The organism is Bacillus sp. FJAT-27245 (assembly GCF_001273955.1).
In the GTDB taxonomy this organism is placed as follows: domain Bacteria; phylum Bacillota; class Bacilli; order Bacillales; family Cytobacillaceae; genus Bacillus_D.
Genome location: NZ_LIGI01000001.1, coordinates 515,381 through 540,124 on the forward strand (window position 1 = coordinate 515,381; position 24,744 = coordinate 540,124).

A 24,744-nucleotide genomic window follows, 5' to 3' on the forward strand; every position below is an offset into this window, starting at 1 on the left:
GCCTGCCGCTGACAAAAGCTCACTTCTTTGTACGGCAACAACTGAGAGAAAGGAGTACATACCAACAGACGAGCTGGACAGGATGTGCAGATGTTCGATATCAAAGACAACTTAGATGGTGGGTGATAGCTTAATGATGCGAACGGATAGTAATGGAATGAAATCAATGGCGTCACTTGTATCAGCCGAAAAAGAGATACCGGTTTCAGTTCTTTACTTATTTGGGAAGCGGTTACTGGATATTGCCGGGGCGCTTTTTAGTTTAATCCTTGCGATTCCTCTTTTCGCCATCCTCCGCATCCTCTATTGCTTTGGCGAAAATAAAGGGCCGCTTCTTTTTAGGCAGAAGAGGTATGGAAAGGATGAAAGGATTTTTTGTATTTATAAATTTAGATCGATGATTGTAAACGCTGATGAGTTTCTAAAACTGAACCCCGCGCTTTATCAAAAGTATTTGGAAAACAATTATAAGCTTGAACAAGATGAAGATCCAAGGATTACAAAGCTGGGCAGGTTTTTGCGGAGAACGAGCCTGGATGAAGTTCCCCAATTACTCAACGTTTTAAAGGGGGATATGAGCCTGGTCGGACCGCGCCCGGTCGTTGAAGAAGAGTTACAGGAATACAAACATAAAAAACATCATTTACTTGCGGTAAAGCCAGGGATGACAGGTTACTGGCAAGTATCCGGCAGAAGCAATGTCGGATACCCGGAGCGGGTGGCCCTCGAACTTCATTATGTGTATAACAGGTCAATGGCTTTTGATATGAAAATACTTTTTTTGACCATTCTCGTTGTTTTTCTAAAAAAAGGCGCCTATTAAACTATATAGGTTGAACTTAAATAATTTCCCCCTTCACCTGAAGGGCCGAAGCGACCACGAGGGGCTAGGCGCTACAGCCCGACAAGCAGGCGCTAGCGACGAGAAGGCTCCTAACTGCTCCTGCACCAAAAAATATTCGAAGATGTTGTCTTCAGCTCTTCGCAAAGCTCTTGATGTTTTCAAGAAGCTTATTCATGGAGTAATTCCAGGCAGATGCTTTGACGCACCTTGAAATACGAAATGCCCGGAGCGGAAATCAACCACCTCGTTCATATTTATTTCAACCTATATAGTTCCCCTAAAAGGAGGCTTGGATGAACAGGATAGCTGTTTTAATACCTGTCTTTAATAATCAGGAAGGCATATCACTTACCATTGCTTCATTTGTCAATGAGAAAAAAGAGCCGGTTGACATTTATGTGATCGATGATGGAAGCAACCCTGCCATTACTTGCCTGGAGAAAATAAACCAGCATACTGTCCATGTTGTCAGAATGGCTCATAATGCGGGAATTGAACATGCGCTGAACTATGGCCTGGACAGAATCCGTGAAGGGGAATATGTGTATGTTGCCAGGATAGATGCTGGTGACAGGGTAGTGGAAAACCGCTTCAGTAAACAGGCATCCTTTATGGATGAAAATAAAGAAATTGCATTGGCAGGTTCCTATTCGGACTTTAAAACGAGTGAAGGAACCTTGCATTTTACGTACAAACCGCCAACAACCCATGAGGCAATCAAAAGAAAAATGCATTTGAATTCCTGCTTCAGCCACCCGGCTGTCATGTTTCGGGCCGTCATTGTCGATAAGGTTGGCCCGTATTCGCTAATGTACAAAAGTGCTGAGGACTACGAGTTTTTCTTTCGGATTGTCAAAAGATATCCAACGGCAAATCTCAATGAAGTTTTGCTCGAGGAGGAATTCAACCATACTGGAATTTCAGCGACAAGGAGAAGGCAACAGCTTATCAGCAGGCTGAAGGTGCAGATGAAGTATTTTGATTTCACTGAAGCCTACAGTTATCTAGGCATTTTTCAAACGATTACCCTGCTCTTCATTCCGAGAAGCTTCATAGAGCGATTAAAATCCGTGGGTTCACTGCCAGTTCATTCCACAAATGAGGGAAAGCCATGAAGAAGAAGGTGCTGCTCGTTTGCGAGGCATTAAGCGGAGGGGTGCGCAAACACATTGTTATGGTCCTTCAGAATCTTTCTTTGGAAAAATTCAATATTGCCGTAGCTTACGGAGAGACGAGGGCCGACTCGATATTTTTGGAATTTGTAAGAGAAAACAGCGATACGTATTCGTTTTTTCCGATCTCCAATTTTGTGAGGGAAATAAGCATCGTCGAGGATGTAAAGGCAATTTTCCAATTGAGAAAAATCATCAAGGAGTTCCAGCCGGATATCATCCATTGCCATAGTTCCAAGGCAGGCGGGGCAGGGAGGTTAGCAGCCCTGTTTAGCAATTCCCCAAAAGTTTTTTATACTCCGCACGGCTATATAATGCAATATCCATACATCAGCAGCAACAAGAGGAGGCTGTATGGCTTCATTGAGAGAAATCTCGGCAGGATAACGGACTGTACAATCAATGTATCGAAAGGGGAGCATGAGGCCGGTCGGCGCTACAATCTTTTCCGCTATCAAAAGAGTGAGGTAATCTACAACGGGGTTGAAGATAGAGGCTTTTCCAGTCGGAAAAAAAGTAACGGAAAGCTCGTTGTCGGGACATTGGCTCGATTTGATCAATCGAAAGATCCTATAGGCTTTCTGAAAATAGCCAAAGCGGTTGCCAGCCTTAACCCGGATATCGAGTTTTGGTATGCAGGCAGCGGCGATTATGCCAAGGATGAATTTCTTCATTCAATAAAAGAGTGCCCAAATATAAAATATTGCGGATTCGTAAGCTCCATTGAGGATTATTTAGACGAGGTGGATATTTACTTGTCGACCTCCCTGCACGAAGCCCTGCCTTATTCGGTCATTGAAGCAATGGCTAAGGGAAAGCCAATCATTGCAACAAATGTGGAAGGGAATAATGAGCTCGTCATCCACGGCTATAACGGATATTTATACAATCAGGGAAACATTGATGAAGCTGTTTTTTATATCAGGAAACTTGTCCAGGATGAACTGGGCATCGGGAAATGCCAGTTGAACAGCTACACGCTGTTTAAAGAACATTTTCACATCCGGACAATGATTCAAAGATTGGAAGAGGCCTATGAACAGTAAATTTTCGCGCACTGTCCATCGCAACCCCGGGATGGAAGCCCTTTTTGCCGTTGAAATAATCGGAGGTCCGCCATAATGAAATTGCTCGTAATGTTGAAAAACACATTCGTTCATAACCCTTTTATGAAAAGCATCTCAATCCTCGCAGCTGGAACGGCTATCTCGCATTTATTCATTTTTTTGACAACCCCCATATTGACCCATTTGTATTCACCGGAGCAATTTGGGGTTTTTTCAATTTATTTATCCCTTCTTTACAGTGTTTCAGTCATCGCTTCCCTTATGTATGACCAGGCGATTCCGCTGCCAAAGGATGACCAGGACGGCTGGGACGCGCTTGCCTTGTCTTTGATAATCGCAGTAGGAATTAGCATCATCGTTTTTGTTTGTGCGTTTCTTTTGCCAATTGGGAAATGGGTTGGGGCTCCCGAATTGGACCGGTATGCCTGGCTGCTTGCAATAAGCGTCTTTGGGATTGGCTGGTTTCAGGCCTTCAATTCATGGAGCATTCGGGTTCGGGACTTCCCATCGATTTCGAGGTCTAAAATCAATATGAACAGCGGGCAAATGATCTCGCAAATTACTTTTGGGTTTTTCCATGCTGGCATTTTTGGGCTGCTGGCCGGTGAAGTAATTGGGAGGATTTCTGGCTTTCTAACCTTTTTAAAGTATCTTTTTAAAAATAAGCCAAGAGTCAAGTTCTTTTCCTTTCGAGGGATTAAGCGAGCTGCCATTCGCTACAAAAACTTCCCGCTCATTTCAAGCTGGTCCGCCTTCATCAATATATCCGGCGCGCGGATTCCGGCTATTTTCCTGGCTGCCCACTATGGTCCCGCAGTCGCAGGCTGGTATTTACTCGCTGAAAAGATTCTGACCGTTCCCGAAGCTTTGCTTGGGTATTCGGTAAAGCAGGTGTATATGTCGGAGTCGTCCAGGCTTCATGCAAAGGGTGAGGAATTCAGCTCCCTTTTTTGGATGACTGTCAAGAAGATGTCCATCATTGGCGGGGKTGTAATCGGCATAATCGCACTCGCCATACCGCCTTTCATCCCCCTGCTTTTTGGCCATGAGTGGAAGGAAGCCGGTCCCTACTTGCAAATGATTTCATTCTTATTCTTTATGAGAATGGTCGTAAACCCAATCGCCATGAATTTTTATGTATTGGAATCGCAGGCCCTTCAAATTATCAGTGAAGTAATCAGGTTTTCAATGATTTGCCTTTCAATGATTCTAGCTTATTTTTATATTGAAAGAGCCGATTTGGCCATCCTTGTTATCAGCTTGCTTTCTTCATTGGGCTATTTAACATACGGAATTGCATCCTGGTATATCGTGAAAATTCATTTTCGGAAGGCGGAATCATCTGCCTCCGCTGAACGGATCGGGAGCTGAGTTGCTAAGTTTATTCTAATCTTGCGGGTTTTCGCTATAAGGGAGTGACCAGGGTGTTATCCATTTCCAGGAAAAGATGGGGTATTGAAATTCAGCAAATCTATTTTCCAAAAGAAACAAACTTTCCGATTCGTTCTTCGACAGACCTCGTTGGAATTACCCAATCAATTGTTCCAATTGAAGGGTTGAAGCCAATCGAGACGTTGCAAAAGGATTTAACGAAAAGTGAAGAAGCATTGTTAATGGAAATATCCAAATCAACAAGAAAGCAGATTAAGCAGGCGCAAAAGAATCCCAATCTTCGGGCTTCCATAAATCCCAACCCTTCGGATGAAGACATCCTCGTTTTTCAGGAATTCTATAATATAGCAGCCGAAAGCAAACATACCGACCGCTGTACGGACTTCCATGTAGAAAAATTAAAGCTGCTTAGGAACCAAAAGGCCCTCGTCATGGCGAAAATGGAAGGGGAGGGCAAGCAGCCTCTTTGTTACAGGGTGTATGCCGCAGACGGGGAACGGGCAATGCCTTTTTACTCGGCCTCCCACTTCAGGCTGACAGATGACAATCAATTTAGGAAGCTTCTCGGCAAAGCGCATCGCCTGCTTAAATGGGGGGACATTCTCTGGTTTAAAAGCCAGGGATACGCGATTTATGATTCCGGGGGTTTAACGCCTGATAAAAACGTCCGGAATTTCAAGCTTGAATTCGGGGGCAATATTACAACAGAGTATTCTGGCTACCTGCCCTATTCAACGGCTGGAAAACTGGTATTGAAGGTACGGAAAATGAAGAGCCATTGGTAAAGGGAAAGTGAACCTTCATCAGCGGGGATGTTTCCACCGATTCCTCTATTCCAATTAATGGGGTTGAAGCCGTGTATACAGTAAAGCATATTTTCAAAAGAGCGATTTTGATCGGGCTGCTGGCTTTGCTTCTGGGATGGATGGCGATTGCGTTCCCGCAGGCCATGAACGGAACGGCAAACTTCGGATTTTTCTTTTTTATGTTTGCGGGCGTTGTTGGTATTTTTGTGGCGGCTTTCTTGTTAATGCTGAAATGGGAGCATCTCCTGTTCGTTTTTGCGCTGAGCGCCGGTTTTCAGCTGTATGATCCTTCCCCTTATGAACTAATGTTTTTCATCTTGGTAATCAGTGTTTTTTTTAAGCGCGTTCAGCTGAACGGGGACTTGTTTAAAAATGTTTTAGCACTCTTGCTCTACATCTTTCTGTTTTTTGGCACGTTTTCATTATTCTTTTCGGAAAATTTCTCTAAATCAGCTGCCTGGCATGGAATAACGGTGTTCCTTGTTTGCAGCGGGCTATTTTTAGTCTTGGCGATAAAAAATGATAAGCATCTCAAGTATTTCCTGAAAGGATATATTACAGGGGCGGTTGCCAACAGCGTTATTGGCATAGCGGGTTATGTGACCAATAAAAATTTGGGTAACAGCACCCGACTGGAAGGGTTCTTCCAGGACCCGAATATCTTTAGCCCGTATATAATAATTGCGCTCCTGCTTGTCCTTGAGGATAGCCTGAATCCGAAATTATTTTCGTCAAGGGCGTTTAAATACCTGTCGATTGCCTTATTGGCGGGCGCAGTTGTGCTGGCGATGTCCCGTGCAGGCTGGATCAATCTTGCCGGTTCACTCGTGGTCTACCTGGCCATTAAAGTGCTGAAGGGGGAGCTAAAGCCCGGCTTTGTTTTCAAGTCGTTCCTAATTCCTTCATCCTTGTTAGTGTCCGTCTATATTTTTTTTCCCGCCATAACCGACCAGTTCATTAAACTGCTGGTTGAAAGGACAACGCTCCAAAACTATGACACTGAACGGTTCAATGCGCAGCATTTTGCATTGAAAGTGTTGAAAACCAATTTTTTTGGCATAGGGCCTGGGGAGATGACATCCATTTATTATATGGATCCCCATAATACGTATCTGCGCTTGTTTGCCGAATATGGATGGATTGCGGGCATCTCCCTTTTGCTCCTTCTTTTGCTACAGGCCGGCATCCTGTTCAGGAGGAGTATGTTATGCCGTAAAAACAAGTTCAATTTTCATCTCGTGCTCCTGTGCGCTTTGCTCGGCTCGTTTGTGAACATACTTGTTGTGGATGCCCTTCACTGGAGGCATTTGTGGATTTTATTCGGATTGTGCTGCTATGCAATTCTATATCGTGAGGATAACCAGGGTGCAAAGATCGGAGCTGAACCTGGTGGTCCGGTGCAGAAATCGGCTTCAAAGAGGGAAGTCTGAAATTTTCCAAAGCAAAGGGGTTGAAGCATTTGGCGAGCAATGCATGTGGAACCTTCATCATTTCCCTGGATTTCGAACTTTTCTGGGGAGTCCATGATGTTTATGCAAAGAAAGACTATGAAGAAAACGTCCGTGGAGCGCATACGGTCGTTGTCTCACTGCTGGATTTGTTCTCTCGCTATAAGATTCATGCCACCTGGGCGATTGTTGGCATGATTTATTTCGAAAATATGGAACAGCTGAAAAAGATGATTCCTGCCATGAAACCGTCCTATAACCAAAGAAGGCTATCTTCGTATGATTACATGGGGAAACATCCAATTGAAGATATCGATTTGGATTTGTTTTTTGCCCCCCATCTCGTTGAACAAATTGCTTCTACTCCAGGGCAAGAGGTGGCAACCCATACTTTTTCGCATTATTACTGTTTGGAAGAAGGACAAACATTGGAGCAGTTTTCTTGTGATTTGCGGCTGGCTCAGGAGCTGAACCGGAAGCAGGGGCGGGAAATCAAATCGATAGTGTTTCCGCGTAATCAGGTTAACAAGGAGTATTTAAAAGAATGCAAGCGGCTCGGCCTCGCCGCCTACCGTGGAAATGAGGACAGTTGGGCATACCGGATGGAATCCTCGGAAAGAACGCGATATGTGAAGCGCGCTTTCCGGCTAATGGACCGGTATATTAACCTGTTTGGCCATCATACATTTGAACTGGCTGCCGGGGATGACAGTTCACTCCCCATCAATATAAGATCAAGCCGTTATTTGGCGAAGGTTTCGGAGCGGCTGAAATGGCTGGAGGGCATGCGCCTGAAACGGATCAAGAGTGAAATGTCCCACGCTGCGCAATACGGCAAGGCTTATCATCTATGGTGGCACCCGCATGATTTTGGGAGGAATATCGAAAATAATCTGGGTTTTCTGGAAGAGTTACTAAAGCATTTTGAGTATTTACGGCGTACGTACGGTTTCAGGAGCAACAATATGATTGAGCTTGTGAAGGGACTGGACCCCGGGGAGGAGCTAGAGGATGTATATCCGATGGAAGAAGCAACTATTTGAGATAAACGAAATCTACGGGCCGAGCGAAGAAAGCACTGCCCATCCCTCTGCGGACATGTTCGCCTACTTTCAGCAAAATGCACCGGTAGCGCCTAGCCATTGGAATGCCATCCACAAACAAGCGCTGACTCTCTGTATTGATCTGAAAAAAAGTGAAGAGCAGCTAAAGTCAGAACTAAATAAATCGACCCGCTACCAGATAAACAAGGCGGGAAGGGATGAACTAGCTGTCCAAATCATCGATGACCCAGGAAAGGGAGACTTAGAAACTTTCAAATTGTTTTTTAATCCCTATGCCAAAGAGAAAGGAATTGAACCGTTTCAGGACGAACGGATTGAAAGCATACAAGCTAAGGGCATGGTGACGATTACATACGTCTACCATAAAAACGGACAGAGACTTGCCGGCCATTTGTATTTTGCCGATGGTGCTAGGGCAAGGATGTTTTATTCATGTTCGGAAAGGTTCGCGGACAACGGCGTTCCGAAAAATGAAATCGGCCGGGCCAACCGCTATCTTCATTGGATGGATATCCTTTATTTTAAAAAGAAAAATTACGAGGTGTACGACTTTTTCGGCCTTTCCCTTGATGAACGAAATAGTGACCAGCAGAATATCAACCAATTCAAAAAGAGTTTTGGCGGGGAAGAGATTATTGAATACCGCAGTTTCATTCCCAAAAGCCTAAAAGGAAACCTCCTCATCCTCCTCCTCAAACTAAAATGGCGCAACCAGCCCGAGCTTATTCGAAAGTGAAGCGGAAAATTCCTTTTGTTTACCTTTCAAGCTGGACCATAGCCCAGTTTCACTGATTTAAATACCCGTAACCAAAACAGGCTGCCGGGAATAGGTTGTAATTGTAGTGAATTAGAGGAGGTAGGCAAATGCAGCAAAACAGCACCCCGAATGCTTTTGATTTTCAGAGGGACCATAAGGATTTTCATGAGAAGTGCAAGAAGCATTTGTATCAATTTATCCAGGTGGAGATGAAGGATGGGGCGGTCTACCAAGGCATCCTTCATAGCTATGACAAGGAGAAGATGTACATCATCATGCCGAATATGCACCATCCAGGCATGCATACCGAGTCGAGTGATGAGAGCAGGCTTTTTCCTTTCTTCGGCCCATTCGGGCTATTCGGGTTCCCGTTTTTTGGGATACGGGCATTCGGGCCATTTTTTCCATTTTTCATTTAACCGTGACAAAAAAAGGCTTGCAGCAGAAACATCCGCTGCAAGCCTTTTTCATAACGTACTTCTTCTATTTTCCGTCATTTCGTACAGGCGAGTATCCGATAATCGAGAATGTTCTGGTATTTCAGCATAATCGCATAATGCTGGGTGAACACCTCGAAAAGCTTCGGTTCAATCACATCCGAATAATGGAATTCCGGCATGGATTGGGTTTGGAAGATGGGTTGGCTATTTCTGCTGATGGCAATATTTTTAAAACCCGCCTGCTCGAGTAAAACTGCCCAATCCGATTCCACTGGAAGGGAATCGAACCCATAAAATGATTTTATTTCTTCCTCATCCTTTGGCTGGGGCTGCTTATTAATCGTCAATTCATTGGCAATAAACCTGCCTCCGTCCCGCAAAACCCGGTGAATTTCCCGCAGCGCCTTTTTTTTGTCTACAAAAGAAATGACCGATTCGGATAGGATAAAGTCAAAACTTTTGTCCTTCAACGGAATATCCTCGATTGATCCTTGAATAATCTCTACGGGAAGCTTGTAGGTGGCCATCCTATTTTTTGCTTTTTCGACCATAATCGGATTGATGTCCATCCCGGTTATGTTCGCCCCGTATTGCAGTGCGAGAAAGGCGGCTGTTTGCCCTGTGCCACAGCCAACATCCAAAATTGTGGTTGTTTCGTTGATTTGCTCTCCCTTAAGCATTTCCTTGGTAAGGTTTAAGCCTCCTGGATGGGCACCGCCAATCCCAAATTTGGACAAAAAGTCTAGATACAATGAAGCCCCAATTGGAAACACCCTCTTCAATTCAGCTTATTTGTATCATATGAAAGGAAATCGGGATGGTTCACCCTAATTTCATCCAATCATAGGATACATGCTAAATTGTGAATAGGCAGGTGCCAGTAATGAATTTTGGCAAATTAACTTATTGCCACTTCGGTTTCCATGAAAGCTTCTACCTCTTCCTTTGTCGGCATTCCTTTTTGCGCCCCGAGCTTCATGGTTGAAAGCGCGCCGACAGCGTTTCCGTATTTGCACGCTTCCTCAAGAGATAGGCCATTTCCAAGTGCAAAGGCTAGTCCCCCGTTAAAAGAATCCCCCGCGCCCGTCGTGTCGACTGTTTTTACTTTGTACGCCGGGATTTCAAGTTGAACACCTTGCTGGAAAAAGGCAACGCCCTTGCTACCTCTCGTCAAAATTACTTTTCCTTGTATCGCTTTTTCGCCCATGTTTTTAGCCAGGCTTGCGTATTCATGTTCGTTTGGTGTCAAATAAGTAACCTGCTCGAGGATTTCATCCGGCAAATCGCAAATCGGGGCAGGGTTTAAAATGGTTTTTACGCCATTTTCCGTGGCAATTTCAATGGCCTTTTTAACGCCTTCCAGTGGAATCTCCAGCTGGAGGATTACAATATCACTATCGGCAATAATGTTTCTTTTCGATTCTACAAAATCAGCCGTAACATGCAAATTGGCTCCTGGTACGACAATAATGCTATTATCATTGTCCGAAACGACAATCGTGGCTGTACCGGTTGAACCTGTAACCGGTTTCACATTGGTTATATCAACGCCTTCTTTATGCAAGTGCTGGGTGAGGCTTTCAGCAAAGCTGTCATCGCCAACGCATCCAATCATCCGGACCTTGGCTCCAAGCCTGGCGGCGGCAACTGCCTGATTGGCGCCTTTGCCCCCCGGGTTCATAAAAAACTGCTGGCCGATTAAAGTTTCGCCTTTTTGAGGTATTTGGTCGGTTATCGAAACCAGGTCCATATTAATACTGCCAATAACCGTTATTCTTGGCCTTTTCTCCATCCCCATCTTCCTTCCTGTAAAAAAATCGTGTGAATCACGGCAACCAGTTAATAATTATAATAAACATGATGTTTCAGAATGTTTGGGTCAAAACCGGTTCATTCAAGGATAAGTAACCGGTTACACATCTCAAAGTTTATATCGGATTCACTTTTAAGTCAAATGAAAATTGGCAATTGGAAAGAAATAGGCAAAGGGTTTAAAGGGTATGGGGATTTCTAAAAAAAGACATGCAAAATGAGAGAGGGAACGAGGCAGGGTGTTTTCATTATCAATTCCTAAACTGGGAGTTTTATACGTAAAGCAAAGGGACGTTTCTCCTGCTTCATTCGAAAACCGAAAGAAGTCCTGGATTCGTCCCCTGCTCCATAAACTATTATTTTCCGATAAACTCCTGTGTCCAGTAGTTGCCTTGGGCGATGTACCCTACTCCGATGTGCGTGAAGTTGGGGTTAAGAATATTTTTGCGGTGCCCTTCGCTGTTCATCCAGGCAGTGACAACTTCCTGTGGTGTGCGTTGGCCCATGGCGATGTTCTCGCCGGCAGATGAGTAGGTAATGCCATATTTCTTCATCATATCGAAAGGAGATCCGTATGTTGGGCTGTTATGGTCAAAATAGCCATTCGCGGACATATCCCTGGATTTTTCACGGGCCATTTTGCTTAAATTGGCATCTGCTTTAAGCGCGGCCAGTCCAGCTTTTGCGCGCTCCTGATTTGTAAGCGTGACGACCTGCTGCTCATAAGCGCTCAATGCTCCCGCTTGCTGCTGGGCAGGGGTGGATTGTTTAGACGGTGCTGGTGTTGATGGTTTAGCTGGTGCCTTCACCGCTGATGATGGTTGGGCAGGATTTGGGCTTGCCGGTGCTGCCGGTGCCTTCGGAGCTGGCGCAGCCTGCTTTGCAGGGGCGTAGACCGGTTTTTGGAAATGCTTTAAATAATCTCCCAATCCAAGGCGCTGAAGCGTTTCTTCTATAAATCTATTCATCTCATTCATATTGAAATTTTGGCTATGATACACATAAACATGTTCATGGGCCGCCGGGGTGAGGGACGATGCTTCCGTTTTGTCTGGCATTTGCCCCGCCATCCACAGTGCTGAAGCGACTGCAAAAGATAGTATGACCTTTTTCTTCTTCATCTTCCATACCTCCTGTTTGTAAAAAAATGATTGTTTGGTTGCTTGTTGCCGCAAGCACGTTAATCGTAGCATACGTTTTTTGTCATATTTATGGTTAACCCTGCCATCGGTTGCCCAGGGCTAGTCCGCCTAAACACTGAATTGCATCTCAATCGTTGATATAAAAGGCATTCGGAGAGCAAGAAAGCGGCCAGGCAGATTACCCAGTTTCCTTAAAATATAGCAGGATTTCCAAATATTTAGGGGTTTAAAGGGTTGACAGCCTTGTAGATTCGGGATTTATGTTACAGTTTCATTAGAATTATGTAACAAACAGGAGGGAAGCTCGGTATCCATATTTCTTAAATGAAAATCAATAGCCGTTTTGGACAGGGAACCCTGTTAAATGTCGTTCTCTGTCCAAATCAATAGCCGTTTTGGACAAAGAATCCTATAAAATGCAGGTACCTGTCCAATAAGGAAACGCCTCCTGCTTCACTGTTGCAACCCTGAAAAATATCCTAGGAGAGGGGAATGGATTTGGCATTCAAGGCAAAAGGAAAAAAGTATGTTGCTTATGCGATTATATTATTCGCCCATATGATGGGGTTAATTGCGATAGGGGAGATGATTAAGGAGCGCGATCCTTCCATGCTCGTGATGTATATGCTGTTTGGATTGCTTCCATTTCTCGGAGGATTCATACTCATGAGGGGAAGACAGATTTTTTATCGTTATTCAAAGGGAAAATATATTTTTACGATAAAAAACCTATACAGCCCAAATCTCCGGGTCTATTTGTTCTTTACGATTGCCATCCCGTTTTTTCTGGCCCTGTTTGAGTTCTACAACCTTAATAAATATCAAAAGCTTGCAAACATTAAGGATATCTGGCTGGCTCCAGCATCCTATATGTGGCTTGACTATTTCCTGATTATTATCGGGCTTCTTTCCTTTATGTTTGCAGGGCGTATATTTGTTGTTGGGTTGAAAGAGGTGGAAAGATCTTCGATTGCGATTTTTGCTTTTTCGTTCTTGTTAACCGCAACAATTGTCCTTTTAACAAACAATGATTTTGAGGAGGTAAGAAAAGATGGGATTGTTACAAAGAAACTGGGCAAAATGGATAGTATCCCCTGGACGGACGTTAAGCATGTTGATATAAATGGGTACCTATCAAAGGATGGAATTTCCTCCACAGCTTCCAATAGTTTTAAATGGGAATTCATTTTTTACCTGAAGGATGGGAAGCAAAAGATTATTGGCCCGTTCCGTTATGGAAACAAGCATTTGGATGCATCTCTTGATATTAAAACCTTGATTATCAGCAAAAGGATTCCGATGTCGACCGATATGATTTCAAAAAAGGAATGGGGTTTTATCGAGGTTGATATGGAGTATGATGTAGGGAGTCCAGAAGACTTTTATAAAGTATTCCAATACGATCCGGTTAGCAAAGAATATTATGATATTCCGTATGAATGAGCTGTCCGTTGAGTGGGGCAGCCTTTTTGTTAACAGGACACAAATTTGCTTGAAAAGGCCTGGCCAGGCAGATATTTTTATTAAGCAAATTTAATAAGCGGCAAGGATTCACCGAGAAGTGTTTCACAAGTCCATTTGAGCGACAAAGATTGGCCGAAAACCATAAAAAGTATCGCGTAACCCACGTTGATGGGCAAATTCCCGCCAAGAGCCGAATAAGTTGTTACTCACTTACAGATAAGTTAGAATGAATGGTCAAATTCCGGAAAAGGTGTTTCAGGATGTTTGGCTAAGGCCAGGACGTATTTTTAAAAAATGTGACGCTTGAAAACCGGGTCCAAAGCCACTGAAATGAAATCTGCACATTTGCTGAAGGCAGGCTCACCTAATTATTATTATTATCTAAAGGGGGTGAGGTGGTTGTTTCGTGTAAAACAAACGCTTCTTTTTTTCGTCCAGTTGTTTTTTATTTGTGCCATTTATGGCGTGTCGGTGTTTGTAACAGGCTTCTTTCATTTGCCTGTCCCGGCAAGCGTTCTTGGAATGATTGTATTATTTTTGCTCCTGGCGTCCGGAATTGTAAAGTTTCGCTATGTAGAGCTGGCAGGTTCTTTTTTGAACAGGCACCTTGGCTTCTTTTTTGTTCCAATAACGGTCGGATTAATGGACTTTGGCGGGCTCTTAAAGGCGAGTGGCCTGCAAATTTTCGTGATGATTGCCGGCAGTACCGTGGTGGGGTTATTGGTTACAGGGGGACTGGCCCATTATTTTTCAAAAGGAGAACAGAACGAGCATGAACGGCATAACACTCTTTAGCATTCTCTTTACAATTGCGGTCTATTGCGCTGCCCTGGTTCTTTCCAGGAAGGTTCCATCTCCGTTCACATCACCTATCATAACTTCGACGGCGGTAATCATACTCGTTCTTTCATTCATGGACATTGATTACAAGGAATATACGCCTGCAAAGGATTGGATGACGCTTTTACTGGGCCCGGCGACAGTGGCGCTTGCCTTGCCTTTATATCATACAAGGAAGGTTCTAATGGAAAGATTCAAATCTGCCATGACGGGGCTTGCGATTGGGACGCTGGCTACAATCCTTTCGGCAGTCTGGCTCACAAAAGCGCTTGGGCTTTCTAAAGACCTCCAGGCCGCCGCAGCTGTTAAGGCGGTAACGTCCCCGGTGGCAATCGAAGTTGCGCTCCTGGTTGGTGCGAATCCTGCAATCGCTGTGGCATTCGTGATGATTGCCGGAGTTCTTGGCGCGGTCTTTGGGCCTGTGATTTTATCGTGGGCGAAAATTACAGACCCATTTGCCCGCGGCCTCGGAATTGGAACGGTCTCCCACGGAATGGGCACGAGCCAAATCATGAAGGAAGGCTACCTGCAAGGGGCCGCTTCCAGCATTGCCATGGGGGTAGCCGCCATCATAACATCCCTCATTTTACCGTGGCTTTACCCGCTTATTAAATGAAACGTAAAGCAGGGGACGTACCTTTTGCTTCATTCGGCAACCGAAAGAAGCGCTGGGTACGTCCCCTCTTCATTTTGATTTGTCTAGGAAATTATAGAATTGAACCTGGTGGATAACTCGAATTAAGTTATTGTAATCCAGCTCCAGCGCCTAGCCCCTCGAGGTCATAAGCCGGTTCCCTCCGGAGGGCAGGCCCATCCTGCGGGACCCGTCTTATGCTGGTCGGGGCTGACCAAGGCGCTTGCGCATTTTGTTCTTACATATTGGCCATGAGCCTTTTGAGGATGCGCTCGTAATCGTCGCGGTCGATGCCTGGGGCAAATTGCTCGGGCTTTTCCTCGAAATCCGGGACGGGGGCACCTTCAGGCATTCCATCAATAACTCGAAGCGGCTCGCCAGTCTCGGGGTTCGGACCTTTCCAAATACGGTCGATGTCCCGGTATTCCGGTTCTCCCCACGTGTACAGAACATTATAGAGACCTTGCGCCATGAATTTTTTCGCATAATCGAATTTATTATTATCCAGGCTCGGCACCGGGAGCATTTTGCCGACTTCCACACCGGTTGCGACCTCCAGGGCTTTGGCATAAGCGATAATATGTGTGCCTCCCCGGACAAGCAGGTATCCGATCATTTCCCTCGCAACAGGATTGGTTGTCATCTCATAAACTCGCATTTTATGTGTCCGTGCGCCGATTTCAAGTAAGTAATTATGGAGAAGATCTGCAACGAGGCTGCCGCTATTGGTGACAAATTCCCCGTTCCATGGGCGTCCCATTCCGTCACCCGGATAGGCCGTTTGGGCAGTCGTAGTAAAATGAAGAGAGTATCGTGCATCCTTACCGTTCATAAGCGGAGCCACATCCGGATCGGCCTCAAATGTATTGCCAAAAGAGAGCAGGTTAATTGTATTGGCAACGAGCTCGACATGGCCAAATTCCTCGGCTGTGATGCTTGCGATCAAATCATAGAAAGGCTTGAACTTCTTTTTCCCGCGAAAGTTAAAGGATTGGAACATATAGTTGTTTAATGTAGACATTTCGCCGAATTTGCCACCCATCAATTCCTGGACCGCGGCTGCTGCATTGGGATCACCGTGTTCGGGCCTCGGCAGTTCTATGGCAATTCGGTTCACACGTTTCATCATATGGGGCACCCCCAAAAAGGTATTTTAATGCGGTTTGTTCTGATTAAGCCAGAAGATGTTTCCGCCGCTTTATCCACAAATGAAGCAATAGTTTTCCCTTGACTCACTCCATAACCAAATCAGGGTTTGGGACAATCCAGATGATTTGGGCTGTCCGTATGAAGAAGGAGTTTCGGCCCAGTTCCACAACAATATGATCAGGCTGAACATTCGCCAGCCTGCCCCGGACGGCACCTCTGCACGTTTCAACCGCCACGTTCGAGCCAATGATTCCTGAAAGAGTCTGATAAACAAACGGATCGCTAATTTTCCATTCGATATTGTCCATCATTTTTCCCTCCTACATGCTTTTCTTTGGAAGTATATGATTTGAATTTGCGAATTATCGATAAAAGCCGAAATTACAAAATTACCCGCTAAATCTAATGTGCCAACCAATCATCAGGTGAACAGCAGAAATAGAAAATATGTCTCTGCTTCACTTAAATAGCTTTTCTTAAGGTTAAAAAAGTATAGACGATATTAAAAGAATGCTAATGATAGCGCTTTCAAAGGCATGTTTTTTATTGAATAATTGAATTACAGGCATAAATGCCACTTTAAAAGGAGGATTATGATGAAGGGAAACTGGAAAGTCATTTCGTTGATTATTGCGGTTATGATCTTCATGGTTATTGCGACAGGCTGTAACAAAAGTACGAGCGGAAACAGTGGAAAGGTAAGTGTGGGCATCGTCTTGCCGACGAAAGATGAACCAAGATGGGTCCAGGATGAGCAAAGATTTAAAGATGCGCTGAAAGGCACAAAATATACCACTGAAATCCTGTTCAGCCAAGGATCCTCTGCCAAGGAAAAAGAAAATGTTGAAACTTTATTGAATAAAGGAATCCAAGTCCTTATTATTTGCCCTCATGATGGGGATGCAGCGGCAGCGGCGGTTGAAGCGGCGAAAAAGGACGGCGTGAAAGTTATTTCTTATGACCGCTTAATAACAAATACGAATGCGGTCGATTATTATGTAACATTCGACAGCCTTGCGGTAGGTGCAGCGCAGGCCCAATACCTGATTGATCATGCGAATGGATCAGACGTTCCTTTGTATCTATATGCAGGGGCGGCTTCCGACAATAACGCATTCCTTTTCTTCCAGGGTGCATGGAGCGTGCTTCAGCCAAAAATTGCAGATGGAACGTTCAAAATCGCCAACTCAAGCGAAGCAAACAACTTGAAGGATACTGCCGAACTTTCTCGTGACCAGCTTAGCAAGATTATCGGACAAGTTACAACGAACTGGGATCCAAATGAGGCAAAGAATAAGGCCCAAACCCATTTGACCGCAGCCGCGCCCGACATGAAGGGCGATGTGGCAGTACTTGCACCAAACGATGGAACAGCCCGTTCAATCGCTGATGTTTTTGCGACAGACGATGAGATTACAAGCTATGTTGTAACAGGCCAGGATGCTGAAAAGGCGTCCATCCAATATATTATTGACGGTAAACAATCGATGACGGTTTTCAAGGATGTCCGTACACTAGTTAAAGATGCAATGGGAATGGCGGTTGACATCCTTGATAAAAAGGACCCTGAAACTACCGGTTCCTACAACAACGGCAGCATCGATGTAAAAGCGAAGCAAACCGATGTCATTGTTGTTAATAAGGATAACGTTAAAAAAGAACTGATTGATTCCGAATACTACGAAGCAAAAGACTTCACAGGATTGTAAAGAAAAAAGCATAGCACGTTGCGGAATAGTGATAGATGCGTCTATCACTTTTTCGCCATTGCCACAGTTGTTCGTTTAAGGGAGGGATTGGATTGAGCGAATACATTTTGGAAATGAACGATATTTCCAAAGAATTCACAGGTGTCAAAGCACTCACAAACGTCAATTTCAAGGTGAAAAAAGGTGAAATCCACTGCCTTATAGGCGAGAACGGAGCGGGCAAGTCAACGCTTATGAAAGTACTGAGCGGGGTGCATCCCTATGGCACATATGAAGGGGATATCGTCTTTGAGGGGAACGTCCAGCAATTCAAAAAAATCAGTGACAGTGTTAAGGCCGGAATTGTCATTATTTATCAAGAGCTTGCGCTGTTCCCGGATCTTACTGTCTATGAAAATATTTTTGCGGGGAATGAAGTAAAGCGAGGATCGGTCGTGGATTGGAACAAAACAATTGTCAAGGCGAAAGAAATGCTTCGAAAAGTAAAGCTTGACGTAAACCCGGAAGCACTTGTAAAAGACTTAAGCGTCGGCAAACAGCAGCTTGTTGAAATTGCAAAAGCACTAAGCAAGGATGTAAAGCTGCTGATTCTTGATGAGCCGACAGCCGCGCTTAACGAGGACGACAGCGAAAACCTACTGAAACTGCTCGGTGAGTTAAAAGAACAGGGAATTACGTGCATTATGATTTCCCATAAGCTAAAGGAAGTCATCTCCATTTCCGACCAGGCAACGGTTCTCCGTGATGGGCGAACCATTTGCACATTGGATGCCTTAAAAGGGGAAATTTCCGAAAATGTCATTATTAAAAACATGGTTGGCCGTGAAATTGATGACATTTATCCAAAAAGGCAAATGAAGAAGTTCGGGGATAAAGTACTGGAGCTTCGCGATTGGTCGGCATATTCCCCTCAGTTAGGAAGGCATTTAGTTAAAAGAGTAAATCTTCATGTGAAAAAAGGCGAGATTGTAGGGATAGCCGGGCTAATGGGTTCGGGGCGCACGGAACTGGCACTGAGCATTTTTGGGAACCCAAAGGCGTATAAACTTCAGGGGGAAATGCTGGTAGATAGTTCCAAAAAGTCGTTCCGGCATCCGAGTGATGCAATTAAAGCGGGTATCGCCTACGTCACGGAGGATCGGAAGGGGGATGGACTGTTTTTAATTCAGGATATAAGAAACAATATCTCCGCGGCACAACTGAAAAAGGTAGCCGAGAAAGGCATCATAAATGAAAACGAAGAAGTAAAGCAGGTAACGGAATTCAAAAATAATTTATACATTAAGGCCCATTCCCTGGAACAGGTTGTCGGCAATTTGAGCGGCGGCAACCAGCAGAAGGTTTCGCTTGGGAAATGGCTGTTTGTCAGTCCCAGGCTGCTGATTTTGGACGAACCGACGCGCGGGATTGATGTTGGCGCCAAATTTGAAATTTACACAATCATGAACCAGCTGATCAGCGAAGGCATGAGCATCATCATGATTTCTTCGGAACTGGGGGAAGTGCTCGGGATGAGCGACCGGGTGTATGTCATGGCGGAAGGCGAAATTAAGGGCGAGCTGCCAATTGAGGAAGCGAACCAGGAAAACATCATGCAGCTTGCAACGCAATAGGAGGAGAAACCTGTGAATTTTTATACTGAAGCGAAAACACTGGTCAAAGAGAATATACGGGACTATGGCATGTATATTGCCCTGCTCTTCATCATGCTGACCTTCTCGTTCATGACGGATGGATTGTTCATGTCGTCCCGAAATATTAGCAATCTACTGGACTCAACCGGCTATATTGCGGTTTTGGCAGTAGGGATGACGCTTGTGATCGTCATCCGCCACATCGACCTTTCCGTCGGATTCGCAGCCGGATTCCTCGGCGCCATCACCGCAATCCTCCTTACAAAAGCAGGGCTTCCAATGTATATTACGATTCCAATTATCCTCTTAATTGGAATTGTTATCGGCCTCTTTAATGGTATTCTTATTGCCTGGTTCGGGATTCCCGCTTTTGTCGCGACGCTTGCCGGGATGCTCATTTTCCGGGGTGCGCTTTTGCAGGTAACCGAACAAACAGGGACAATCATTATTAAGGATAAAGCCTTTAACGCAATTGGAAACGGTTTTATTCCCTCAATTATTGAAGTGAACGGGCTGCACCTGCTATCGCTGATTTTGGGGGCTTTGTTTATTCTGTTTTACATCTACAGTGAATTGTCGACGCGAAGGAATAAAATCAAATACCAGTTTGAAGTGGTTCCCAAGGGGATTTTCACCGTGAAACTCGTATTTGTTTCTTCCATTATTGCTTATATTACCTGGATATTGGCGGGGKATAATGGGKTTTCATGGACGGTTATCATTATGCTCCTTGTTGTTGCCATCTATCATTTCCTTACAAAGAAAACCGTACTTGGACGGCATATTTATGCAGTAGGGAGCAACCCGGAAGCCGCGCATCTGAGCGGAATTAACGTAAATAAAATTACCTACATTGTGTTTGGTTCGATGGGAATGCTGGCGGCCCTTTCAGGGATCTTGTTTACATCCCGACTTCAATCCGCTACAACGACCGCTGGGACGCTATTCGAACTTGACGCGATTGCTGCAGCTTATGTCGGCGGGGKATCCTCGGCCGGAGGCGTCGGAAAGGTTACGGGTGCTATTATCGGCGCGATTGTCATGGCCTCCCTCTCGAGCGGGATGAACCTTCTCGGGGTCGGAATCTCCTATCAATACATGATTCGGGGAGGCGTCCTTGCCATAGCGGTTATTTTTGACGTCATGACCCGGAAAAAACGCGGTTAATGCGTGTGGCCTAAGACAAATTTATTCATGTTGTGTAAGAGGCACCCGCTGTGTGGGTGCCTCTTGTTCCTGATTCATCAACTTAACATCGGAGCCGGATTTCCGGTTATTAAGCGATATGTTAACCAAACTGCCGATCCGGAAAAAAACCTCCAATCGCCACATAAACCTCTTGTTACTACTATTGAGAAAATGCAGGTAGATGATATGATGAAATTAGTTGATTACTGGAAAAAGGAGACTCCGCCCTTGCGAAAGGCAGGCATTGCAGTACTTTGTTTGGCTGGCATCATCCTATGTTACTTTACATTCCAGTCTGTTGAAAAAGTGTTTCAATTTGAATGGAATCTTCCCGTTGCTTATGAATCGAAAAAGGGGCAATACAGGCTTGTTTTAATAACAAAAGAGCTCGAAACCCCATTTTGGGACAAGGTTGGCCTTGGTGCATTGAATGAGGCGAAAAAGGAAGGGGCGAGCCTTGAAGTTTGGGGGAGTTATGGCGGCAACCAGGAAGAATTTTTAAAAAAGGTTGAAATTGCGATTCAGTCAAAGATGGATGGCATTATTGTCCAGGGGCTGGATACGGATGAATTTAAGAAATTAACAAAAGTGAAAGCTGCTTTTTATGGAATTCCAATCATAACGGTTGCGAATGATGTGCCGAAAGCGGAAAGCCTTAGAAGGACGTATGTCGGTTCCGACCAGGTTTTGGCAGGGAAAATGATTGCCGAACAGCTGGTTGAAGATATGGGAGTCTCCGGGAGCGTCATCCTGATGTATGACAGCCACCATGAGTATTATCAGGAGCAGCGGCTGGCTGGGATTCGCGAAGTTTTGGATGCCTACCCAGCTATACGGACCATTCACGCTGATACAATAGGTACGAGGGAGCAAATTATTTCCACTACCCAAAACATCCTGAACAGGCATCCTGATGTGGACGGCTTTATCGCTGTAAATGCAAATATTGCCGGCCCGATGATTCAGGAAATCAAAAAGCGATCGAAAGTGGAGCCTTTTCATATTTATACGTTTGATGATGGCTCCGAATCCCTATCGCTGCTTATGAAGGGTAAACTTGATGGGATGATTGAACAATCCCCCGAGGTGATGGGAAAGATGAGTGTTGATTTGCTGGTAAACTGGCTGGATGGAAAGGCTGTTCCACTTGATGTGGATGGGTACCTTACAGAAATACGGGTTCTGAAGGCGATAGGCAACGATGAATAGAATCCAGAAGAAAATATGGCTGCTTGCTGCTGTCGTCCTGTTTATCATGGCTGCAATTTGGATAGCGCTTACATATTATAACCAGAAAACACAAATGAAATACAATGATGTACTCCAGCGGTATTTGCGGATGAACGAAGTGACAGTCACAAGCCAGCGGTTGATAGGCGACTTGAATAACTACTTGCTCATACCAACCCCGGCCAACCTTGAAAATTTGAATAAAAGCAAGGAAGCATTCAAGGAAGCGAAATATGGAGTTGCGATTCTTCGCAACTCAGAAAATGAATTTACATTGACAAACTATAAGAATCTCATAGATAGCCTGATAGAAACGACGGACCGGTCCCTTGTATACCGTGCCGAGAACGATCCGGAGGCCTCGGCGCGGGAATTTGCTGAAGCAACAAGGATTTCGAAATATATATCGGAAGTGACCCTTACACTAATTGATAAAGAGCTTAAGACGTATGACCAATTCTACCGGCTTATCATCGAGCAATCATCCGCCTTGAAACAGCTTGGGGTCTGGCTTCTTCTATTAATTACATTTCTATTGCTCCTTTTGACATACTGGTTCTCACTTAGCATTACAAGGCCGGTTAAACAATTGACGAGCGCGGCCAACGAATTGTCAAAAGGCCGCTTTGACCTGGAGATAAAGGTGAGTTCAAACGATGAAATTTCCTTCCTGGCTGAAACATTCAATCGGATGAGAATGAACATTAATAACCTGATCTCCGAAATTCAGCAAAAGGCGCAGCTCGAACATGAACTTCAGCAAAGCAAGCTTTTACTGAAAGAAAGCCAACTCCGCGGGCTGCAAAGCCAAATTAACCCACATTTTTTGTTTAATACGTTAAATACATTGTCGAAAAAAGCGTATCTTGATGGATCCGAAGAAACGAGCGATTTACTTGTAAGCGTGGCCGGGCTGCTGCGCTACAACCTGAAGGGGATGGACAGGCCAGTCACGCTCTATGAAGAGATGGAAGTCCTGCGCCAGTACATGGAAATTCAAAAAGCCAGGTTCACCGAACGGCTTCAACTTCATATGGAGATAGATGAATCATGCCTCGATATCCGGATTCCCGCCCTGACGCTTCAGCCAATCATCGAGAATGCAGTCATCCATGGAGTTGAACCAAGGGAGGAAGGCGGGAATGTCATGGTCGGGATAATAGATCATGGTGACAGGGTAAGGATTGAAATTAAAGATGATGGGCCTGGCATTCCCTACGGCAAAATCAGGCAAATTCTTGAGGAAGCTGACTTTGAAAACGATAGCCAATCAACCGGCATCGGCTTTACGAATGTAGTGAAAAGGCTACGGCTTTATTATAACAGGGAAGATGTCATTGAAATCGAAAGCAGCCCCGGGTCGGGTTCCAAGGTAATCCTGAATTTGCCGAAAACAAGGAGGGTGGAGAAGCTTGATCAAACTCCTCATTGTGGATGACGAGCAGGTTGAAAGGGAAGGACTTGAGGCCATTTTGAAAAAAGCATTTCCTGGGCTCGCCATCAGGCAGGCGAAGAATGGAAAAGCCGCGGTGCGCGTGGCAGGGGAATTCATGCCAGATATAATCCTTATGGATATTAAGATGCCTGGAATGAGCGGCCTGGAAGCGGTGGAACAAATAAGTACAGCCTTTCCGGAAACGAAATTTGTGATGGTAACTGCCTATGACACATTTGAATATGCGCGCCAGGCAATTAAACTGGGCGTTAAGGATTATTTGTTAAAACCAAGCAAGGCGAGTGAAATTATCGCAACAGTCGGGAACGTGCTTGCCCAGATTCAGGAGGAGTGGAAGGAAACAAGCCATCAGCAGGCAACATTGCGAAAAGCGCTAGCCCTTGCCGAAACGGATATCGTCACACAACTGTTATTCGATCATGTGCATGAAGTCCATTTGGATATGCTTGTTGAAATGCTCGGCATACGGTCAACGGATGAACAGTTTGTCATGAGCGTCCTGCTCCCGGCTGGGGGAGAGGGAAATTATGCAGCAATCAAGGAAAAGGTTCGAATAACCTCTAGTTGCTGGGTCGGAGCATTGTATGGCCGCCAGTTGCCGATTATCGTTTTCAGAGACCAGGAGATAAAATTTCGCTCCCAGGCCGTATCGCTGGCCAATGAAATTCTATCCCTTGCGAAATCAGGAGATTCGCCAGGTTGGTTTGTCGGAATCGGAAATCCATGCCGCTCTCTAAATCAAACGAGGCAATCATACCAGGAATCATTGATTGCGACGATGGATCCGAATCAGCCCAGGAGATTCCGTTTTTATTCGGACGTACCAGTTTTGGACGCCACTGCTGATTATTCAGTAGCAAAGCAACGGGAAAAACAATTCTTTGATCAAATCCGGCTCGGGAAGTGGGATGAACTATATACAGACTTTATGGAATTGATTAGAAGGTATGAAAATGAGTCCGCCGATTTGGTTCAAATCCAGCAGCGCATGCTTGAATTGCTTTGGATAGCTTCGAGGATTATGAGCGAAATTGGAGTGGAAGCAGAATTTCCGCTGTATTCTTTCCAGGCAAGCGATTACCGCCAGCTCCGGGCCGAGACGGGCCACCTCCTTGAACGGATGAGGCAATCCTATCTAAAACACTACAATCGACTTGAAGCTGACACGATTCAAACAATCAAGAAGTATATCGTTGACCACTCGCATAAGGATATCTCCCTTGAATACTTGGGAAAGAAAGTCGGCTTGAGCCCAATTTACATTAGTAAAATGTTCAAGGAAAAACTCGGGATCAATTATATTGATTTTCTGACCGAGTGCAGAATGGAAAAGGCAAAAAAATTAATGGTCGACCCGGAAAAAAGCTTGAAAGAGATTACCTTTGAGGTTGGCTATCATGAGCCGAACTACTTTAGCAAGGTATTTAAGAAAATGTACGGCCTTTCACCGACGGAGTATAGAAGGACGCTCCTTTGGAAAAAAGGGTGATGGGGAA

General features: G+C 44.9%; 23 protein-coding genes. 18 read left to right on the forward strand and 5 right to left on the reverse strand.

The window, feature by feature from the left end:
- Positions 1-166 precede the first annotated feature (166 nt).
- From ADU24_RS02490 to ADU24_RS02530, 9 genes are all read left to right on the forward strand, one after another.
- Positions 167-823: a sugar transferase gene (locus ADU24_RS02490; protein ID WP_231689668.1), complete on the forward strand. Its 657-nt coding sequence runs from the start codon at positions 167-169 to the stop codon at positions 821-823.
- 314 nt (positions 824-1,137) lie between these two features.
- On the forward strand, positions 1,138-1,959 hold the full coding sequence (locus ADU24_RS02495) for a glycosyltransferase (RefSeq protein WP_053365152.1): 822 nt from the start codon (positions 1,138-1,140) through the stop codon (positions 1,957-1,959).
- Positions 1,956-3,062, forward strand: a complete 1,107-nt coding sequence (locus tag ADU24_RS02500; protein ID WP_053365153.1) for a glycosyltransferase — start codon at positions 1,956-1,958, stop codon at positions 3,060-3,062. The genes ADU24_RS02495 and ADU24_RS02500 overlap by 4 nt, the downstream gene beginning before the upstream one ends.
- A gap of 75 nt (positions 3,063-3,137) precedes the next feature.
- Complete coding sequence (locus tag ADU24_RS02505; protein WP_053365154.1) at positions 3,138-4,454, forward strand: lipopolysaccharide biosynthesis protein; 1,317 nt, start codon at positions 3,138-3,140, stop codon at positions 4,452-4,454.
- A gap of 53 nt (positions 4,455-4,507) precedes the next feature.
- On the forward strand, positions 4,508-5,260 hold the full coding sequence (locus ADU24_RS02510; RefSeq protein ID WP_053365155.1) for a hypothetical protein: 753 nt from the start codon (positions 4,508-4,510) through the stop codon (positions 5,258-5,260).
- 71 nt (positions 5,261-5,331) lie between these two features.
- Positions 5,332-6,711, forward strand: coding sequence for an O-antigen ligase family protein (locus tag ADU24_RS02515; RefSeq protein ID WP_053365156.1), 1,380 nt, complete (start codon positions 5,332-5,334; stop codon positions 6,709-6,711).
- Between the two features lie 29 nt (positions 6,712-6,740).
- Positions 6,741-7,772 (forward strand): polysaccharide deacetylase family protein, encoded by a 1,032-nt coding sequence (locus tag ADU24_RS02520; protein WP_053365157.1) that lies wholly within the window; start codon positions 6,741-6,743, stop codon positions 7,770-7,772.
- Entirely contained in the window at positions 7,741-8,529 is a 789-nt protein-coding gene (locus tag ADU24_RS02525) for a peptidoglycan bridge formation glycyltransferase FemA/FemB family protein (protein ID WP_053365158.1), read from the forward strand. Before ADU24_RS02520 ends, ADU24_RS02525 begins: the two co-directional genes overlap by 32 nt.
- Before the next feature lie 128 nt (positions 8,530-8,657).
- Positions 8,658-8,969 carry a hypothetical protein gene (locus ADU24_RS02530; RefSeq protein WP_053365159.1) on the forward strand — a complete coding sequence of 104 codons (312 nt, stop codon included), beginning with the start codon at positions 8,658-8,660 and terminating at the stop codon, positions 8,967-8,969.
- A 74-nt stretch (positions 8,970-9,043) separates the two neighbouring features.
- Here ADU24_RS02530 and ADU24_RS02535 read toward each other — a convergent pair whose 3' ends face one another.
- From ADU24_RS02535 to ADU24_RS02545, 3 genes are all read right to left on the reverse strand, one after another.
- Positions 9,044-9,742: a class I SAM-dependent methyltransferase gene (locus ADU24_RS02535; protein WP_231689551.1), complete on the reverse strand. Its 699-nt coding sequence runs from the start codon at positions 9,740-9,742 to the stop codon at positions 9,044-9,046.
- A gap of 146 nt (positions 9,743-9,888) precedes the next feature.
- Positions 9,889-10,782: a ribokinase gene (rbsK, locus tag ADU24_RS02540; protein WP_053365160.1), complete on the reverse strand. Its 894-nt coding sequence runs from the start codon at positions 10,780-10,782 to the stop codon at positions 9,889-9,891.
- Positions 10,783-11,158: 376 nt separating this feature from the next.
- Positions 11,159-11,923, reverse strand: a complete 765-nt coding sequence (locus ADU24_RS02545) for a CAP domain-containing protein (protein ID WP_053365161.1) — start codon at positions 11,921-11,923, stop codon at positions 11,159-11,161.
- Between the two features lie 513 nt (positions 11,924-12,436).
- Between ADU24_RS02545 and ADU24_RS02550 the strand changes: the two genes are divergently transcribed.
- The 3 genes from ADU24_RS02550 to ADU24_RS02560 all read left to right on the forward strand — a co-directional run bounded on the left by ADU24_RS02550 (position 12,437) and on the right by ADU24_RS02560 (position 14,864).
- Positions 12,437-13,387 (forward strand): hypothetical protein, encoded by a 951-nt coding sequence (locus tag ADU24_RS02550; protein ID WP_053365162.1) that lies wholly within the window; start codon positions 12,437-12,439, stop codon positions 13,385-13,387.
- Between the two features lie 420 nt (positions 13,388-13,807).
- The gene (locus ADU24_RS02555; protein WP_053365163.1) at positions 13,808-14,203 is read left to right on the forward strand and encodes a CidA/LrgA family protein; all 396 of its coding nucleotides are present in this window, start codon (positions 13,808-13,810) and stop codon (positions 14,201-14,203) included.
- Entirely contained in the window at positions 14,181-14,864 is a 684-nt protein-coding gene (locus ADU24_RS02560) for an LrgB family protein (protein WP_053365164.1), read from the forward strand. The genes ADU24_RS02555 and ADU24_RS02560 overlap by 23 nt, the downstream gene beginning before the upstream one ends.
- 256 nt (positions 14,865-15,120) lie before the next feature.
- Here the strand turns inward: ADU24_RS02560 and ADU24_RS02565 are convergent, their stop codons facing one another.
- Together ADU24_RS02565 and ADU24_RS02570 are read right to left on the reverse strand one after the other, a co-directional pair.
- Positions 15,121-16,011, reverse strand: a complete 891-nt coding sequence (locus ADU24_RS02565) for a manganese catalase family protein (protein ID WP_053365165.1) — start codon at positions 16,009-16,011, stop codon at positions 15,121-15,123.
- A gap of 103 nt (positions 16,012-16,114) precedes the next feature.
- Positions 16,115-16,339 carry a YuzF family protein gene (locus tag ADU24_RS02570; protein WP_231689552.1) on the reverse strand — a complete coding sequence of 75 codons (225 nt, stop codon included), beginning with the start codon at positions 16,337-16,339 and terminating at the stop codon, positions 16,115-16,117.
- A gap of 288 nt (positions 16,340-16,627) precedes the next feature.
- On the opposite strand from ADU24_RS02570, the gene ADU24_RS02575 reads away from it, so the two are divergent.
- The 6 genes from ADU24_RS02575 (at position 16,628) to ADU24_RS02600 (ending at position 24,737) form a co-directional block, all read left to right on the forward strand.
- Entirely contained in the window at positions 16,628-17,740 is a 1,113-nt protein-coding gene (locus ADU24_RS02575; RefSeq protein ID WP_053365167.1) for a sugar ABC transporter substrate-binding protein, read from the forward strand.
- Positions 17,741-17,832: 92 nt separating this feature from the next.
- Complete coding sequence (locus ADU24_RS02580) at positions 17,833-19,353, forward strand: sugar ABC transporter ATP-binding protein (RefSeq protein WP_053365168.1); 1,521 nt, start codon at positions 17,833-17,835, stop codon at positions 19,351-19,353.
- Between the two features lie 12 nt (positions 19,354-19,365).
- A complete protein-coding gene (locus ADU24_RS02585; RefSeq protein ID WP_053365169.1) occupies positions 19,366-20,541 on the forward strand; it encodes a sugar ABC transporter permease in 1,176 nt (391 codons plus the stop codon).
- 249 nt (positions 20,542-20,790) lie between these two features.
- Positions 20,791-21,771: a sugar ABC transporter substrate-binding protein gene (locus ADU24_RS02590; protein WP_053368743.1), complete on the forward strand. Its 981-nt coding sequence runs from the start codon at positions 20,791-20,793 to the stop codon at positions 21,769-21,771.
- The gene (locus ADU24_RS02595; RefSeq protein ID WP_053365170.1) at positions 21,764-23,230 is read left to right on the forward strand and encodes a sensor histidine kinase; all 1,467 of its coding nucleotides are present in this window, start codon (positions 21,764-21,766) and stop codon (positions 23,228-23,230) included. The genes ADU24_RS02590 and ADU24_RS02595 overlap by 8 nt, the downstream gene beginning before the upstream one ends.
- Positions 23,205-24,737, forward strand: coding sequence for a response regulator (locus ADU24_RS02600; RefSeq protein WP_053365171.1), 1,533 nt, complete (start codon positions 23,205-23,207; stop codon positions 24,735-24,737). The genes ADU24_RS02595 and ADU24_RS02600 overlap by 26 nt, the downstream gene beginning before the upstream one ends.
- The last annotated feature ends 7 nt before the right edge of the window (positions 24,738-24,744 follow it).

What these genes read in the sequence shown, in the direction of transcription:
- ADU24_RS02490 (WP_231689668.1), top strand. Translation starts at nt 167, where the DNA reads ATGGCGTCACTTGTATCAGCCGAAAAAGAGATACCGGTTTCAGTTCTT.
- ADU24_RS02495 (WP_053365152.1), top strand. Translation starts at nt 1,138, where the DNA reads ATGAACAGGATAGCTGTTTTAATACCTGTCTTTAATAATCAGGAAGGC.
- ADU24_RS02500 (WP_053365153.1), top strand. Translation starts at nt 1,956, where the DNA reads ATGAAGAAGAAGGTGCTGCTCGTTTGCGAGGCATTAAGCGGAGGGGTG.
- ADU24_RS02525 (WP_053365158.1), top strand. Translation starts at nt 7,741, where the DNA reads ATGTATATCCGATGGAAGAAGCAACTATTTGAGATAAACGAAATCTAC.
- ADU24_RS02530 (WP_053365159.1), top strand. Translation starts at nt 8,658, where the DNA reads ATGCAGCAAAACAGCACCCCGAATGCTTTTGATTTTCAGAGGGACCAT.
- rbsK (WP_053365160.1), bottom strand. Translation starts at nt 10,782, where the DNA reads ATGGAGAAAAGGCCAAGAATAACGGTTATTGGCAGTATTAATATGGAC.
- ADU24_RS02545 (WP_053365161.1), bottom strand. Translation starts at nt 11,923, where the DNA reads ATGAAGAAGAAAAAGGTCATACTATCTTTTGCAGTCGCTTCAGCACTG.
- ADU24_RS02550 (WP_053365162.1), top strand. Translation starts at nt 12,437, where the DNA reads ATGGATTTGGCATTCAAGGCAAAAGGAAAAAAGTATGTTGCTTATGCG.
- ADU24_RS02560 (WP_053365164.1), top strand. Translation starts at nt 14,181, where the DNA reads ATGAACGGCATAACACTCTTTAGCATTCTCTTTACAATTGCGGTCTAT.
- ADU24_RS02565 (WP_053365165.1), bottom strand. Translation starts at nt 16,011, where the DNA reads ATGATGAAACGTGTGAACCGAATTGCCATAGAACTGCCGAGGCCCGAA.
- ADU24_RS02570 (WP_231689552.1), bottom strand. Translation starts at nt 16,339, where the DNA reads ATGGACAATATCGAATGGAAAATTAGCGATCCGTTTGTTTATCAGACT.
- ADU24_RS02575 (WP_053365167.1), top strand. Translation starts at nt 16,628, where the DNA reads ATGAAGGGAAACTGGAAAGTCATTTCGTTGATTATTGCGGTTATGATC.
- ADU24_RS02595 (WP_053365170.1), top strand. Translation starts at nt 21,764, where the DNA reads ATGAATAGAATCCAGAAGAAAATATGGCTGCTTGCTGCTGTCGTCCTG.